Origin of the sequence: Castellaniella sp. GW247-6E4, assembly GCF_040276065.1 — a bacterium.
GTDB lineage: Bacteria > Pseudomonadota > Gammaproteobacteria > Burkholderiales > Burkholderiaceae_B > Castellaniella.
The window spans coordinates 73,552-87,563 of record NZ_JBELOI010000001.1; the positions used below are offsets into that span (position 1 = coordinate 73,552).

12 protein-coding genes and 1 other RNA gene are annotated in these 14,012 nt (G+C 67.4%); 10 read left to right on the forward strand and 3 right to left on the reverse strand.

Annotation, left to right across the window (positions count from 1 at the left end):
* Positions 1–2: 2 nt before the first annotated feature.
* Complete coding sequence (modB, locus tag ABS761_RS00325) at positions 3–689, forward strand: molybdate ABC transporter permease subunit (protein WP_350405899.1); 687 nt, start codon at positions 3–5, stop codon at positions 687–689.
* Entirely contained in the window at positions 686–1,405 is a 720-nt protein-coding gene (locus ABS761_RS00330; protein WP_350405900.1) for a sulfate/molybdate ABC transporter ATP-binding protein, read from the forward strand. The genes modB and ABS761_RS00330 overlap by 4 nt, the downstream gene beginning before the upstream one ends.
* Before the next feature lie 11 nt (positions 1,406–1,416).
* On the opposite strand, the gene ABS761_RS00335 is transcribed toward ABS761_RS00330, so the two are convergent.
* On the reverse strand, positions 1,417–2,229 hold the full coding sequence (locus tag ABS761_RS00335; RefSeq protein ID WP_350405901.1) for a TOBE domain-containing protein: 813 nt from the start codon (positions 2,227–2,229) through the stop codon (positions 1,417–1,419).
* Between the two features lie 97 nt (positions 2,230–2,326).
* Here ABS761_RS00335 and ffs point away from each other — a divergent pair.
* From ffs to recR, 4 genes are all read left to right on the forward strand, one after another.
* Positions 2,327–2,424, forward strand: an RNA gene (ffs, locus tag ABS761_RS00340) — signal recognition particle sRNA small type.
* 27 nt (positions 2,425–2,451) lie between these two features.
* Positions 2,452–4,458: a DNA polymerase III subunit gamma/tau gene (gene dnaX / locus ABS761_RS00345; protein WP_350405902.1), complete on the forward strand. Its 2,007-nt coding sequence runs from the start codon at positions 2,452–2,454 to the stop codon at positions 4,456–4,458.
* Positions 4,459–4,509: 51 nt separating this feature from the next.
* On the forward strand, positions 4,510–4,836 hold the full coding sequence (locus ABS761_RS00350; RefSeq protein ID WP_350405903.1) for a YbaB/EbfC family nucleoid-associated protein: 327 nt from the start codon (positions 4,510–4,512) through the stop codon (positions 4,834–4,836).
* Entirely contained in the window at positions 4,836–5,444 is a 609-nt protein-coding gene (gene recR / locus ABS761_RS00355) for a recombination mediator RecR (RefSeq protein WP_350405904.1), read from the forward strand. Before ABS761_RS00350 ends, recR begins: the two co-directional genes overlap by 1 nt.
* 138 nt (positions 5,445–5,582) lie before the next feature.
* Here recR and tal read toward each other — a convergent pair whose 3' ends face one another.
* The gene (tal, locus tag ABS761_RS00360) at positions 5,583–6,539 is read right to left on the reverse strand and encodes a transaldolase (RefSeq protein WP_350405905.1); all 957 of its coding nucleotides are present in this window, start codon (positions 6,537–6,539) and stop codon (positions 5,583–5,585) included.
* A 123-nt stretch (positions 6,540–6,662) separates the two neighbouring features.
* Between tal and carA the strand changes: the two genes are divergently transcribed.
* The 4 genes from carA (at position 6,663) to greA (ending at position 13,399) form a co-directional block, all read left to right on the forward strand.
* Complete coding sequence (gene carA / locus ABS761_RS00365) at positions 6,663–7,832, forward strand: glutamine-hydrolyzing carbamoyl-phosphate synthase small subunit (RefSeq protein WP_350405906.1); 1,170 nt, start codon at positions 6,663–6,665, stop codon at positions 7,830–7,832.
* Between the two features lie 18 nt (positions 7,833–7,850).
* Positions 7,851–11,090 carry a carbamoyl-phosphate synthase large subunit gene (gene carB, locus ABS761_RS00370; RefSeq protein ID WP_350405908.1) on the forward strand — a complete coding sequence of 1,080 codons (3,240 nt, stop codon included), beginning with the start codon at positions 7,851–7,853 and terminating at the stop codon, positions 11,088–11,090.
* Positions 11,091–11,299: 209 nt separating this feature from the next.
* Positions 11,300–12,631, forward strand: a complete 1,332-nt coding sequence (locus ABS761_RS00375) for a solute carrier family 23 protein (RefSeq protein ID WP_350405909.1) — start codon at positions 11,300–11,302, stop codon at positions 12,629–12,631.
* A 291-nt stretch (positions 12,632–12,922) separates the two neighbouring features.
* Positions 12,923–13,399, forward strand: a complete 477-nt coding sequence (gene greA / locus ABS761_RS00380) for a transcription elongation factor GreA (protein ID WP_350405910.1) — start codon at positions 12,923–12,925, stop codon at positions 13,397–13,399.
* Here greA and ABS761_RS00385 read toward each other — a convergent pair.
* Positions 13,386–14,009, reverse strand: coding sequence for a YhbY family RNA-binding protein (locus tag ABS761_RS00385; protein WP_350405911.1), 624 nt, complete (start codon positions 14,007–14,009; stop codon positions 13,386–13,388). The genes greA and ABS761_RS00385 overlap by 14 nt on opposite strands.
* Between the last annotated feature and the right edge of the window lie 3 nt (positions 14,010–14,012).

Sequence of the window (14,012 nt, forward strand, 5' to 3'; positions counted from 1 at the left end):
TTATGAGCAGCGTCTGGGTTCCCTTGTTGCTGTCTCTCAAGGTGGCCGCCTGGGCCACGCTGCTGGCGACGGTGCTGGGCGTGGCCGTCGCCTACGGGCTGTCGCTGTGGTCCTCGCGCTGGTGTGACCTAGTCGATGCGGTCCTGACCCTGCCCATGGTTCTGCCGCCCACGGTAACGGGCTATTACCTGCTGGTGCTCCTGGGCCGGCGCGGATGGCTCGGCCCCTGGCTGGCCGAGAGGGGCATCGAGCTGGTGTTCACCTGGCAGGGTGCCGTCGTGGCGGCCTCGGTCGTGGCGTTTCCCATGGTGCTGAAAGCCGCGCGCGCCGCCTTCCTGGACGTGGACCATCGCCTCGAGCAGGCGGCGGCCGTCCTGGGCGTGTCCCCGGTGGCGGTGTTCTTTCGGGTCAGCCTGCCCCTGGCGGCCCGCGGCATCCTGGCGGGGGTGCTGCTGGCTTTTGCGCGGGCCCTGGGCGAGTTCGGCGCGACCTTGATGGTCGCCGGCAGCATTCCGGGCCGGACCCAGACCCTGTCGATCGCGATCTACGAGGCCGTCCAGGCGGGCGAGGACGGATATGCCAATTTCCTGGTCCTGGTCACCTCGGCCACCTGCGTCGTGGCCCTGTGCCTGGCCGCCTGGCTGGCGCCCGGTGCCAATCGCTTGCGCAAGGCAAGGAGCTCGCCATGAGCCTGCGGGTCGAGATTCGCCGCCGCGTGGGCGGGGAGGCGGGCTTCAGACTTGACATCCGTTTAGAGACCACGGCGCGGCGCATCGCGTTGTTCGGGCCCTCGGGGGCGGGCAAGAGCCTGACCATGCAGGCCATCGCCGGCCTGTTGCGGCCGGACGAAGGCCGTATCGAGGCGGGGGGCCGGGTCCTGTTCGACAGTGCGCGTGGCATCGACGTGCCTCCGCGTGCCCGGCGTCTGGCGTATCTGTTCCAGGATTATGCGTTGTTTCCGCACTTGACGGTGCGCCAGAACATTGGCTTTGGCCTGACGCGTGGCTGGTTCAACCGGCACGGCCGGCGTCCGTTGCCGGCGGCCGCGCAGCGCTGGGTCGAGGCTTTTCGCCTGGAATCCCTGCTCGACCACTATCCCGCGCAGCTATCGGGCGGGCAGCGCCAGCGCGTGGCCTTGGCCCGCGCCCTGTCGACGAATCCGGGGTTGATGCTGCTCGACGAGCCCCTGTCCGCACTGGATGCGGACCTGCGCGCCCAGATGCGGCGGGAACTGGCACGGTTGCAGGCGCAGATCGAGATCCCCACGGTGTTGATCACCCATGACCCCGGCGACGTCGATATCCTGGCCGACGAGGTCTTCCATGTCGGCCAGGGCCGCATCCAGGGGCGGGGCCTGGTGCGTGGAACGGGGCCGTGGCGGGATGCTCAGTCCAGAGAGCCTTAGTCCAGAGAGCTTTAGTCCAGCGTGCCCAGCAGCACGTCCGAGGCCTTGAAGACCGCGGTGATGTCCTGACCCTCGGCCAGCGCCATGGCGCGCAGGTCCTCGCCGCCCAGGGTGGCGGTGATGCGGGTATTCGGCGCGACGTCCACGCCGACCTCGGCCTGGAGGTCGCCGCCCGTGATCCTGGAGATCGTGCCGCGTAGCTGGTTGCGGGCCGATAGCCGCGCATCCGGTCCGAGCTGCGCGAGCGTCACGGACGGCGCCTTGATGAAGGCCAGGGCGCGGCGGCCCTTGCGCAGGTCCAGGGCGGTCGTGCTCGCGTGTGTGATGAGCGCCACGATGGGCAGGCCTTCGGCGGTCTCGAGCGTGATCTCGTCGTTGATTTCGCCCCGGACGATGCTCCGGATGGTGCCCAGCAGCCGGTTGCGCGCCGAGGTCTGCACCATCATGTACTGCAGCAGCTCGAGGTTGCGCGGCGCCTCGGGCCCGAAGCGCGCCAGCACATCCATGAACCGCTGGTGCTCATGGTGGATGCGCTCGTACCAGTCCACCAGTTCGCGGGCGCGCGGCGTCAGGGTGGCCCCGCCGCCGCGCTTGCCGCCCGTCACGCGCTCGACCAGCGGGCTGTCGGCGAGGTTGTTCATGGTGTCCACCGCATCCCAGGCGGCCTTGTAGCTCAGGCCCACCTTGCGCGCCGCGGCACTGATCGAACCCTCGGTGCCGATGGCCGCCAGCAAGGCCATGCGGCGCTCGGTGCCCCAGTTCTGTTCCTGGCTGCGCAGGGTCAGAGAGGTCGTGAGCTCGGGGCGGTTGGGTGCGCGGGTCATGCGCCGCAGTGTAAGCGGGTGGCTCCGATCGCTCAAGGGTCGGCCGGCCTGCGCTGGTATCTGTGGGCCCGCGTCAAAGTCCTGTTAGAATGACAAAGGCGGGCCCCTTCGCATGGTTCGGCGGTGAACCTGGTCAGGTCGGGAACGAAGCAGCCACAGCCGCGCGGAACCAGTGCCGAAGTCAGGCTCGCCTCTTCTTTCGACCATGATTGCGGCTTACCCATGAGCTATCTCGTATTGGCGCGCAAATGGCGTCCCCGTTCGTTTGACACGCTGATCGGCCAGGACCATGTCGTCCGTGCGCTCACGCACGCACTCGACAGCGGCCGCCTGCACCATGCGTGGCTGTTCACCGGCACTCGCGGCGTGGGCAAGACCACGCTGTCGCGCATCCTGGCCAAGGCCCTGAACTGCGAACAGGGCGTGACCGCGGCGCCGTGCGGGCGTTGCCGGGCGTGCATGGAAATCGATGCGGGCCGCTTTGTGGACTACATCGAGCTCGACGCCGCATCGAATCGTGGCGTCGACGAGATGACCCAGCTACTCGAGCAGGCCGTTTACGCACCGTCCTCGGCCCGCTACAAGGTCTACATGATCGACGAGGTCCACATGTTGACCGGGCATGCTTTCAACGCCATGCTCAAGACCCTCGAGGAACCTCCCGAGCACGTCAAGTTCATTCTCGCGACCACCGATCCGCAAAAAATCCCGGTCACGGTGCTGTCGCGCTGCCTGCAGTTCAATCTCAAGCAGATGACCGTCCCGGCCATCGTCGAGCACCTGCGGCGGGTCCTTGGCGAGGAGTCCATTCCGGCCGAGCCCGAGGCCCTGCGGCTGATCGCGCAGGCCGCGGCCGGCTCGATGCGTGATGCGCTGTCACTCACGGACCAGGCCATTTCGTTTAGTGCGGGCCAGCTTACCGGTGAGGCCGCGCGCGACATGCTGGGGACCCTCGACCAGCACCACCTGGTGGCGCTGCTGCGCGCCCTGGCCGGGGGGGACACGCCCGGGATTCTCGCGGTCGCCGACGACCTGGCGGCGCGCGGGCTGTCCTACCAGGCCGCGCTCGCCGACCTGGCCGTGCTGTTGTCGCGGATCGCCATCGCCCAGCGCCTGGGCGCGCCGCGCGAGGGCGACGATCCCCTGGCTCCCGAAATCCAGGTCCTGGCCCAGGCCATGCAGCCCGACGAGGTCCAGCTTTTTTACGCCGTGGCGGTCAACAGCCGCCAGGAGCTGTCTCTGGCGCCCGACGAGTATGCGGGCTTTGTCATGGCATGCCTGCGCATGCTGGCGCTCCTGCCCGCCGGCCGGGTGGCGGCGCCCGTGCCGCCGGTCCCCGCGCCGCCGATCCCCGCACCCGTTGTCGAGTCCGCGGCATCCGCCATTGAGACCGTCGTGGCCTCGGATCCAGGGCCAGCGGCGCCGGCGCCGCGCCCCGCGATCATGCCCGCGCCTGCGTCCGTGCCCCACCCAGCGCCCGCCGTCGTGTCCGCCGTTGATGCGCCTGATGACGCTGCGCCCGATGCCGCAGGGTGCGAGCCTCCCACACAAGAACCGGTCGCGCAAGGGTCTCTCGCTTGCGAGTCCGTCGCCGCGGGCGCCCCCTCCGCGCAAGAGCCCGCCGCGCAAGCCCCCCCCGTTGAGCCACCGGAGGATGAGGGGCCACCGGCCTGGGATGAGGATGTTCCGGACTTTCCCGAGGGCGATGATGACCTGGTGCCTGTCGGCAGCGATGAGGGCGTGGATTTTTTTGACGAAGCGCCGCCGCCGGGCGGGCCTCGCGCATCTGCCGCGGTAGGGCGCAAGGCGGCCGCCGCGATTGCCATGCCCCCGCCCGACCCGAGGGATGTGGGCGCGCGCGACTGGCCTGCGCTGGCTGCCGCCCTGCCGGTCACGGGCGTGGCCGCCGAGCTTGCCGTCAACAGCGAATGGCTCTCGGGCGACGAGCACCTCGTGCGCCTGCGGGTCGCGATCCGATCCTTGTCCGAGGGCGCTGGCCCCGAGCGCTTGCGCACCGTGCTCTCCGAGCATTTCGGACGGGTGATCCGGCTCGAGATCGAGTGCGGCGAGACCGGTGAGGACACCGCCTACGCGGTCGATCAGTCCGTGCGGGCCGCGCGCCAGCAGGCCGCCGAGGACGCGGTATCAGAGGATGCGGTGGTGCAGGCGATGACACAGGCCTTCGGCGCCCGCGTGGTGCCGGGGTCGGTGCGCCCGCCTGCGGTATAGTCCCATTCTTTGGTCAGATAGTTTGTTCAGTCATTCAGGACGGATGCTTCCATGATGAAAGGTCAGATCGCGGGCTTGATGCGCCAGGCTCAGCAGATGCAGGAAAACATGAAAAAGGCGCAGGACGCCCTGGCCGACATCCTTGTCGAGGGCGCCGCCGGCGGCGGCCTGGTCAAGGTGTCCATGAGCTGCAAACATGATGTCAAGCGCGTGGCGATCGACCCCAGCCTGTTCGACGACGACCGCGACATGATCGAGGATCTCGTGGCGGCCGCCTTCAACGACGCCCTGCGCAAGGCCGAGTCCACGGCCCAGGAGAAAATGTCGGCCGTCACCGCCGGCATGTCCCTGCCGCCCGGGATGAAGCTGCCGTTCTGATGGACCCCAGCCTGCCGGAGCCCGAGCCGCTGCGGGCGCTGATCCAGGCCCTGCGGGGCCTGCCGGGCGTGGGGGCGCGCTCGGCGCGGCGCATGGCCTACCACTTGCTGCAGCATGATCCCGACGGCGCCTTGCGCCTGGGCCGGGCCTTGCAGGACGCGGTGGGGCAGTTGCGCCATTGCCTGCGGTGCAATTCCTTCTCGCAGGCGGACCTGTGTCCGACCTGTACCCATGCGGACCGTGACCAGAACCTGTTGTGCGTGGTCGAGACCCCCGCCGACCAGAACATGATCGAGGCCAGCCACGGCTACCGGGGGCTGTACTACGTGCTGATGGGGCGGCTCGCGCCGCTCGAGGGCGTGGGTCCAGACCAGTTGCAGTTCTCACGCCTGCTCGAGCGCGCCACCGACGGTGCCGTACGCGAGGTGATTCTGGCGACGAACTTCACCGCCGAGGGGGAAACCACGGCGCATTATTTGTCCGACATGCTGCGCGCTCGCGGGCTGTCGGTCAGTCGTCTGGCCCGTGGCGTGCCCAGCGGCGGCGAGCTCGAGTATGTGGACGCCGGAACCATCGCCTGGGCCCTGCACGAGCGCCGTCCCAGCTGAGCGAATGCCCCGGCGGTCCGCCGCCGGCGATCCCGCGTTGCCAATCCTCGTGATAGCCGCTGCGATCGCTGCGGTTTTCGCCTTGTCTGTACCGCGCATCCATCCGAATTTGAACGTACGGATGAACCGAACAGGACACTAGCCCCGCAACTGCGTCACCAGGGTGTCGAGCTTGAAGGCGTCGGCCGTGAACGCGCGGATGCCCTCGGCCAGTTTTTCCGTGGCCATGGCATCCTGGTTCAGCTCGGTGCGGAAGGCCACCTCGTTGCTGGCCTGCCACGCGGGCGCGTACGCCTTGGCCTGATCGATGGTCAGGCGGGCCGCAAGCGGCTCGTGGCTGTCGGCGAGCTGCTGAAGCAGATCGGGGCTGATCGTCAGCAGGTCGCAGCCCGCCAGGGCGCGGATCTGGCCGATATTGCGAAAGCTCGCCCCCATGACCTGCGTGGGGATGTCGTAGGCCTTGTAGTAGTTATAGATACGTTCGACCGACTGGACGCCCGGGTCGGCCGGCCCGGCGTGGGCGGCCTCGTCCCAGCCGGCCCCCGCGGATTTCTTGTACCAGTCGTAGATGCGGCCCACAAAGGGCGAGATCAGGGTGACCTTGGCCTGCGCGCAGGCGATCGCCTGGGGCAGCGAGAACAGCAGGGTGAGGTTGCATTGGATGCCCTCGGCCTGCAGCACTCGGGCGGCCTGGATGCCTTCCCAGGTGGAGGCGAGCTTGATCAGAACCCGCTCGCGCGCAATGCCGGCGCGCTCGTACAGGCCGATGATCTGGCGGGCGCGCTCGATGCTGGCCAGGGTGTCGAAGGACAGCCGGGCATCGACCTCGGTCGACACGCGACCCGGGACGATGGCGAGGATTTCGCAACCAAAGGCGACCAGCAGGCGGTCGATCTGTTCGACCAGCGGCGCGCTCGGGTGGTCGCGCAGCACGCGTTCGAGCAGGGGCCGATAGGCCTCGAGCTGGACGGCCTTGAGGATCAACGAGGGGTTGGTCGTCGCGTCGGTGGGGCGGTAGGCGCGCATGGCCTCGAAATCGCCGGTGTCGGCGACGACCGTGGTCAGTGCACGCAGGGATTCGAGTTCGGTAGGCATTGTGCGGCGGTAGGAAAGGTCAGGAGCCCTACTGTAGTGCATTTCGGCCGAGCCGGGGGGTGGGACGGCACGAGACTGTATAATAGGAAAGTTTGAATATCGACTTTACAACCGGGGTTTATCTTGCTGCCGTCAATCTTTCCCGAGGGTCCCAGCGGCCTTGTTCCAGCGATCCTAGCCTTGGCCGACGGCACTGTCTTTAGAGGGGTATCCATCGGGGCCGAAGGCCACAGCGTGGCCGAGATCGTCTTCAACACCTCGATGACCGGTTATCAGGAAATCCTCACGGATCCCAGCTATAGCGGCCAGATCATCACGCTCACGTATCCGCACATCGGCAATACCGGCGTCAACCCCGAGGACGTCGAGTCTTCCAGGGTACACGCCGCCGGCCTGGTCGTGCGGGATTGCCCTGCCCGGATATCGAGTTTCCGCGCCAGCCAGACCCTGCCCGAGTACCTGAAGGCGCAGGGCGTGGTCGCGATCTCGGGTATCGACACGCGCAAGCTCACGCGCATCCTGCGCGAGCACGGCGCCCAGGGCGCCTGCATCATGGTCGGCGAGGACGTCGAGCGCGCCGTCGAACTCGCGCGCGGCTTTCCCGGCATGGCCGGCCAGGACCTCGCCGCATCGGTCGGCACGCGGCAGGCCGGCGCCTGGGCCCAGGGCACCTGGGCGCTGGGGCGCGGGTTCAGACGCCGCGAGGGCAACCAGTTTCACGTCATCGCCTACGACTATGGCATCAAGGCCAATATCCTGCGCCTGCTTGCCGACCGGGGCTGCCGCATCACGCTGGTGCCCGCCACCACGCCGGTCCAGGACATCCTCGGCCAGCGGCCCGACGGCGTGTTCCTGTCCAATGGCCCGGGCGATCCAGCCGCCTGCGACTACGCGGCCGACACCTGCCGCGCCGTCCTCGACAATGGCATCCCGCTGTTCGGCATCTGCCTGGGCCAGCAAGTCCTGGGCCTGACCCTGGGCGGGCGCACGGTCAAGATGAAGACCGGCCACCATGGCGCCAATCACCCGGTTCAGGACCTCGATACCGGCCGGGTATTCATCACCAGCCAGAACCACGGCTTCACCGTGGACGGCGACAGCCTGCCGGCCAACGCCCGGGTCACGCACGTGTCGCTTTTCGACGGCTCCCTCCAGGGATTCGAGCTTACGGACCGTCCGGTATTCTGCTTTCAGGGGCACCCCGAGGCCAGCCCCGGGCCGCACGATATCCTGGTGCTGTTCGACAAGTTCATCGACCTGATGGCCCGCCACAAGGCCCAGGCCTCCCAATAAGAAAACCACTGCCATCCCATGCCCAAGCGTTCAGACATCCAGAGTATCCTCATCATCGGCGCCGGTCCGATCATCATCGGCCAGGCTTGCGAATTCGACTATTCCGGGGCCCAGGCCTGCAAGGCCCTGAAGGCCGACGGTTTCCGCACCATCCTGGTCAACAGCAACCCCGCCACTATCATGACGGACCCGGAAACGGCCGATGTCACCTACATAGAGCCCATCACCTGGCAGGCGTTGGAAAAGATCATCGAGATCGAAAAACCGGATGCGCTGCTGCCCACCATGGGCGGGCAGACGGCGCTGAATTGCGCGCTGGATCTGGATCGCCACGGCGTACTGGCAAAGCACGGTGTGGAGCTCATCGGCGCCAACGCCAAGGCCATCGACAAGGCCGAGGATCGCCTCAAGTTCAAGGACGCGATGACGGCCATCGGTCTGGAGTCCGCCAAGTCCGGCATCGCCCACAGCATGGACGACGCCTGGGCCGTGCAAAAGCGCATTGCCGCCGAGGTGGGCAATTCCGGCTTCCCCGCGGTCATCCGCCCCAGCTTCACGCTGGGCGGCACGGGCGGCGGCATCGCCTACAACGCCGAGGAATTCGAGACCATCTGCCGCCGCGGCCTCGAGGCGTCGCCCACCCATGAGCTCCTGATCGAGGAGTCCCTGCTGGGCTGGAAGGAATTCGAGATGGAGGTTGTGCGCGACTGCGCCGACAACTGCATCATCGTGTGCGCCATCGAAAACCTCGACCCCATGGGCGTACACACCGGCGACTCGATCACCGTCGCGCCCGCGCAGACGCTGACCGACAAGGAATACCAGATCATGCGCAACGCGTCGATCGCGGTGCTGCGCGAGGTCGGCGTGGACACCGGCGGCTCGAACGTCCAGTTCGCGGTCAATCCGGCCAACGGCCGCATGATCGTCATCGAGATGAACCCGCGCGTATCGCGCTCCTCGGCGCTGGCCTCCAAGGCCACCGGCTTTCCGATCGCCAAGGTCGCCGCGCGCCTAGCCGTGGGCTATACGCTGGACGAACTTCACAATGAGATCACCGGCGGCGCCACGCCGGCCTCGTTCGAGCCGGCCCTGGACTACGTCGTCACCAAGGTGCCGCGCTTTGCCTTCGAAAAATTCCCCCAGGCCGATTCGCGCCTGACGACCCAGATGAAGGCGGTGGGCGAGGTCATGGCCATCGGCCGCACCTTCCAGGAATCCTTCCAGAAGGCCCTGCGCGGCCTCGAGGTCGGCGTCGACGGCCTGAATCAAAAGACCACCGATCGCGAGCGCCTGCAAATCGAGCTGGGCGAGCCCGGCCCCGAGCGGATCTGGTACGTGGGCGACGCCTTCGCCCAGGGATTCTCCCTCGAAGAAGTCCACAACCTGACCAAGATCGATCCCTGGTTCCTCGCGCAAATCAAGGAAATCGTCGATATCGAGCTGGCGCTCGAGCAGCGCACCCTGTCCGAACTGGACGACGACACCATGCGCGAACTCAAGCGCCGCGGCTTCTCCGACCGGCGCCTGGCGTTCCTGCTGGATACCACCGAGTCCGAGGTGCGCAAGCTGCGCCACCAGATGAACGTGCGTCCGGTGTACAAGCGCGTTGACACCTGCGCTGCCGAATTCGCCACGACGACGGCCTATATGTACTCGACCTACGAGGACGAGGACGAGGCCGAGCCGACCGACCGCAAAAAGATCATCGTCCTGGGCGGCGGGCCCAACCGCATCGGCCAGGGCATCGAGTTCGACTACTGCTGCGTGCACGCCGCGCTGGCGCTGCGCGAGGATGGCTTTGAGACCATCATGGTCAACTGCAATCCCGAGACCGTGTCCACGGATTACGATACCTCCGACCGCCTGTACTTCGAGCCCCTGACGCTCGAGGACGTGCTCGAGATCGTCCATAAGGAAAATCCGGTGGGCGTGATTGTCCAATACGGTGGCCAGACCCCGCTGAAGCTCGCGCGCGCGCTCGAGGCCAACGGCGTGCCCATCATCGGCACCAGCCCGGATTCGATCGACGTCGCCGAGGACCGCGAGCGGTTCCAAAAGCTCCTCACCAAGCTCGGTCTGCGCCAACCCCCCAATCGCACGGCGCGCACCGAGAGCGAGGCCCTGGCCTTGGCCGGCGAGATCGGCTATCCGCTGGTGGTGCGCCCCAGCTATGTCCTGGGCGGCCGCGCCATGGAAATCGTCCACGAGCCCCAGGACCTCGAGCGCTATATGCGCGAGGCGGTCAAGGTCAGCAACGATTCGCCGGTATTGCTGGATCACTTCCTCAACAACGCCACCGAGGTCGACGTGGACTGCCTGGCCGATGGCGAGCAGGTCATCATCGGCGGCGTGATGGAGCACATCGAGCAGGCGGGTGTGCATTCAGGCGATTCCGCCTGCAGTCTGCCACCGTATTCCCTGACGCCCGAGATCGTCGCCGAAATCGAGCGCCAGACTGCCTTGATGGCGCGGGCCCTGAACGTCAAGGGCCTGATGAACGTGCAGTTCGCCATCCAAGAGGGCGACGTCTACGTGCTCGAGGTCAATCCGCGCGCCTCGCGCACGGTGCCCTACGTCTCCAAGGCGACGGGCAAGCAACTGGCCAAGATCGCGGCGCGGATCATGGCGGGCCGCTCGCTGGCGGCCCAGGGGATCGAATCGATCCCGGCACCGCGCCACTACTGCGTCAAAGAGGCGGTCTTTCCCTTTGTGAAGTTCCCCGGCGTGGATACCATCCTGGGTCCCGAGATGAAATCCACCGGCGAGGTCATGGGCGTGGGCGAATCCTTCGGCGAGGCCTTCGTGAAATCGCAGATCGCCGCGGGCGCCTGGCTGCCCGAGTCCGGCCGTGTCTTCATCAGCGTGCGCGACCAGGACAAGCCGCGCGCCGTCGAGGTGGCCCGCGGCCTGGCCTCGATGGGGTTCGACCTGGTGGCCACGCGCGGCACCGCCGCGGTGATCGAGGCGGCGGGCCTGAAGGTCCAGGTCGTCAACAAGGTGACCGAAGGGCGTCCCAACGTGGTCGACATGCTCAAGAACGGCGAGATCGCGATGGTCATCAATACGGTCGAGGAACGCCGCAATGCGATCGCCGACTCGCGCACCATCCGTATCCAATCCTTGGCCAACCGGGTGACGTTCTTCACCACCATCGCCGGCGCGCGCGCCGCGGTCGAGGGCCTGCAGTACCTGCGCCACGGCGGCGGGCTCAAGGTCTATGCCCTGCAGGCCATGCACGCGGCCGGGGCGGCGTAGACGGCGGACCCTCGGCCCTTCCGCGTTCCCCGACTGCGCCGGGCCCCGCAGTCTTTTTGGGTTCTCCAGGACCACTCCGCCACCTGCCGGATGCGCCTCGTCGTCCCGCGGGCGCGCGCCGGCCATCGAATACGTCTTGCATGAACTCGCGGCCAGGCCATACACTTTCGCGAGTTTTCTCCGTCCACCCCCAGATCAAGGCGGTTCCCATGTCCGATTCTTATTTTCCCCGCTGGCGCCTGACCGCCGGTGCCACGGAGGGCGCCGTGGTCCAGCCGGACGAAATCATGCCCTGGCCCCAGACCGTGGCGATGGGCGCGCAGCATGTGGTCGCCATGTTCGGCTCCACGATTCTCGCCCCCCTGATCATGGGCTTCGATCCCAACATGGCCATCCTGATGTCGGGGATCGGCACGCTGATCTTCTTTCTTTTCGTGGGGGGACGCGTCCCCAGCTACCTAGGGTCCAGCTTCGCATTCATCGGCGGCGTCATCGCGGTGACGGGCTATGCGGGCAGCGGCCCGAATGCGAACATCGGCGTCGCCCTGGGGGCCATCATCGTCTGCGGCCTCGTCTACACGGCGATCGGCCTGCTGACCGCGTGGCTGAACGCCCGCACGGGCGGGGGATCAGACTGGATCGATGCCTGGATGCCGCCGGTGGTCACCGGCGCCGTGGTGGCGGTCATCGGCCTGAATCTCGCGCCCATCGCCGCCAAGGGGGCCATGGGCGGTTCGCTGTTCGAATCCGGGATGGCGCTCATGACGATTCTGTGCGTCGGCGGTGTGGCGGTCCATACCCGGGGCATGGTCCAGCGCCTGCTGATTCTGGTGGGCCTGCTGCTGGCCTGCGTGATCTACGCGATCCTCGCCAATGGGCTCGGGCTGGGCAAGCCCATTGATTTCGGCGCCATCGGCGCGGCGCCCTGGCTGGGCCTGCCGACGTTCTCGGCCCCGGTGTTCGAGGCTCACGCCATCAGCCTGATCGCGCCGGTGGCCATCATTCTGGTGGCCGAGAACCTCGGTCATATCAAGGCTGTGAGCGCCATGACCGGGCAGAACCTGGACCGCTACCTGGGGCGTGCCTTCATCGGCGACGGGGTGGCCACCATGGTATCGGGCGCGGTCGGGGGCACCGGCGTGACTACTTATGCCGAGAATATCGGGGTCATGACGGTCACCCGCATCTATTCCACGGTCGTCTTCGTGGTCGCCGCGCTGATCGCGATCTGCCTGGGCTTCTCGCCCAAGTTCGGGGCCGCGATCCAGGCTATTCCGGCGCCCGTGCTGGGCGGCATGTCCATCGTGGTGTTCGGCCTGATCACCATTGCCGGGGCGCGGATCTGGGTCGTGAACCAAGTCGATTTCAGCGATAACCGCAACCTGATCGTGGCGGCGGTCACCCTGATTCTGGGGGCCGGGAATTTCTCGATCGCGATCGGCGCCTTCCGCCTCGATGGGATCGGCACCGCGACTTTCGGCGCGATCATCCTGTATGCGTTGCTGCGGCGCGGCAAGCCGGATCGACAGCCGACGGTGTAGCGGCTCGGCCGGGGCTTGCTTTTTCCCGGCATTTTGACCACAATAGGCCCCAGTACCCCGGCGGGTTCGGCCGGGGCTTTATTTTGGGCGAGCGCTCGCAGGGCGTTTCACGCAGAATCGGCCGAGTGCCGAGCAGGCCCGCCCCATCGCCTACGTGCAAAGCCAGGCGCCCCCCTTCGCATCCGGGGCGTTTTTTACGTTTGCCATCAGGTCGTCCCAACGCAGAGGCGCCCCCGAGGGGGGCTGCCCGGCGCGGGCACGGCATGAGGGCCATTTTGAGTCAGGTACATTATGTCTGCGATTCCTTTGACAGCTCGCGGGGCAGAGCGCTTACAAGCTGAATTGCATCGCCTCAAGACGGTCGACCGCCCCGAGGTCATCAGCGCCATCGCCGAGGCGCGGGCGCAGGGCGACTTGTCCGAGAACGCCGAATACGATGCGGCGCGCGAACGCCAGGGATTCGTCGAGGGCCGCATCCAGGAACTTGAGGGCACGCTGTCCAACGCCCAGATCATCAATCCGGCCGATCTCGATGTCGCCGGCCAGGCCGTGTTCGGCGCGACCGTCGAGATCGAGGATCTGGAATCGGGCGAGCGCCTGCGCTATCAGATCGTGGGCGATCTCGAGGCCGACATCCGCGCCAATATGATTTCGGTCTCCAGCCCCGTGGCGCGCGCCCTCATTGGCAGGAGCGAAGGCGACGTGGTCGAGGTCAAGGCACCGGCGGGCGTGCGCGAATACGAGGTGTGCTCGGTCAGCTACGTGTAGTGCGACCGCGCCGCGCCCCGGCGCGCAGCGTCAGAGCGCTGCCGCCGCTGCGGCGTGGGATGCCCGGAGTGGCGGCCGGGCGGCGGGGGGTGCGCGTCTGCGCCCCGGGGCGGCGCTCTCGCGAGTCGGGAGCGTCGCTTTTTCGTGCCGGCGTCTTTGCCCCGGCGGGCGCGGCCTTGCGGGCACCGTCGGCCGCGCGGGCGGGTTTGACACCGTGGCCGGATTTGGCCTCCCCGCGTGCGAGGGCGGCCTGTTTTTTGGGGATGTGGGGCTCCGAGGGCTTGCGCAACGCACGGGTGGCGTTTCGGGCCTCGGCCTGGGCGTGTTGCGCAGCGGCATCGGGCCGATAGATAATCAGCGTCTTGCCCAGATGATGGACCGCCGCGCACGAGAGCGCCTCGCAGATCGCCTCGAGCATGGCCTCGCGTTCCTCGCGCTCGGCGCCCGCGACGCGCACCTTGATCAACTCGTGCGCGGTGAGGCCGCGGTCGATTTCATTCAGGACGGATGCGCTCAGGCCCCGGTCGCCGATCAGCACGACGGGGCGCAGGGGGTGGGCCGCGGCGCGCAGGGCGCTGCGTTCATGGGATGTTAGTTCGAGTTTGGGCATAGT

Bases quoted from the DNA above. Each gene is read 5' to 3' on its own strand.
- modB (WP_350405899.1), top strand. From the start codon at position 3: ATGAGCAGCGTCTGGGTTCCCTTGTTGCTGTCTCTCAAGGTGGCCGCC.
- ABS761_RS00330 (WP_350405900.1), top strand. From the start codon at position 686: ATGAGCCTGCGGGTCGAGATTCGCCGCCGCGTGGGCGGGGAGGCGGGC.
- ABS761_RS00335 (WP_350405901.1), bottom strand. From the start codon at position 2,229: ATGACCCGCGCACCCAACCGCCCCGAGCTCACGACCTCTCTGACCCTG.
- dnaX (WP_350405902.1), top strand. From the start codon at position 2,452: ATGAGCTATCTCGTATTGGCGCGCAAATGGCGTCCCCGTTCGTTTGAC.
- ABS761_RS00350 (WP_350405903.1), top strand. From the start codon at position 4,510: ATGATGAAAGGTCAGATCGCGGGCTTGATGCGCCAGGCTCAGCAGATG.
- recR (WP_350405904.1), top strand. From the start codon at position 4,836: ATGGACCCCAGCCTGCCGGAGCCCGAGCCGCTGCGGGCGCTGATCCAG.
- tal (WP_350405905.1), bottom strand. From the start codon at position 6,539: ATGCCTACCGAACTCGAATCCCTGCGTGCACTGACCACGGTCGTCGCC.
- carB (WP_350405908.1), top strand. From the start codon at position 7,851: ATGCCCAAGCGTTCAGACATCCAGAGTATCCTCATCATCGGCGCCGGT.
- ABS761_RS00375 (WP_350405909.1), top strand. From the start codon at position 11,300: ATGTCCGATTCTTATTTTCCCCGCTGGCGCCTGACCGCCGGTGCCACG.
- greA (WP_350405910.1), top strand. From the start codon at position 12,923: ATGTCTGCGATTCCTTTGACAGCTCGCGGGGCAGAGCGCTTACAAGCT.
- ABS761_RS00385 (WP_350405911.1), bottom strand. From the start codon at position 14,009: ATGCCCAAACTCGAACTAACATCCCATGAACGCAGCGCCCTGCGCGCC.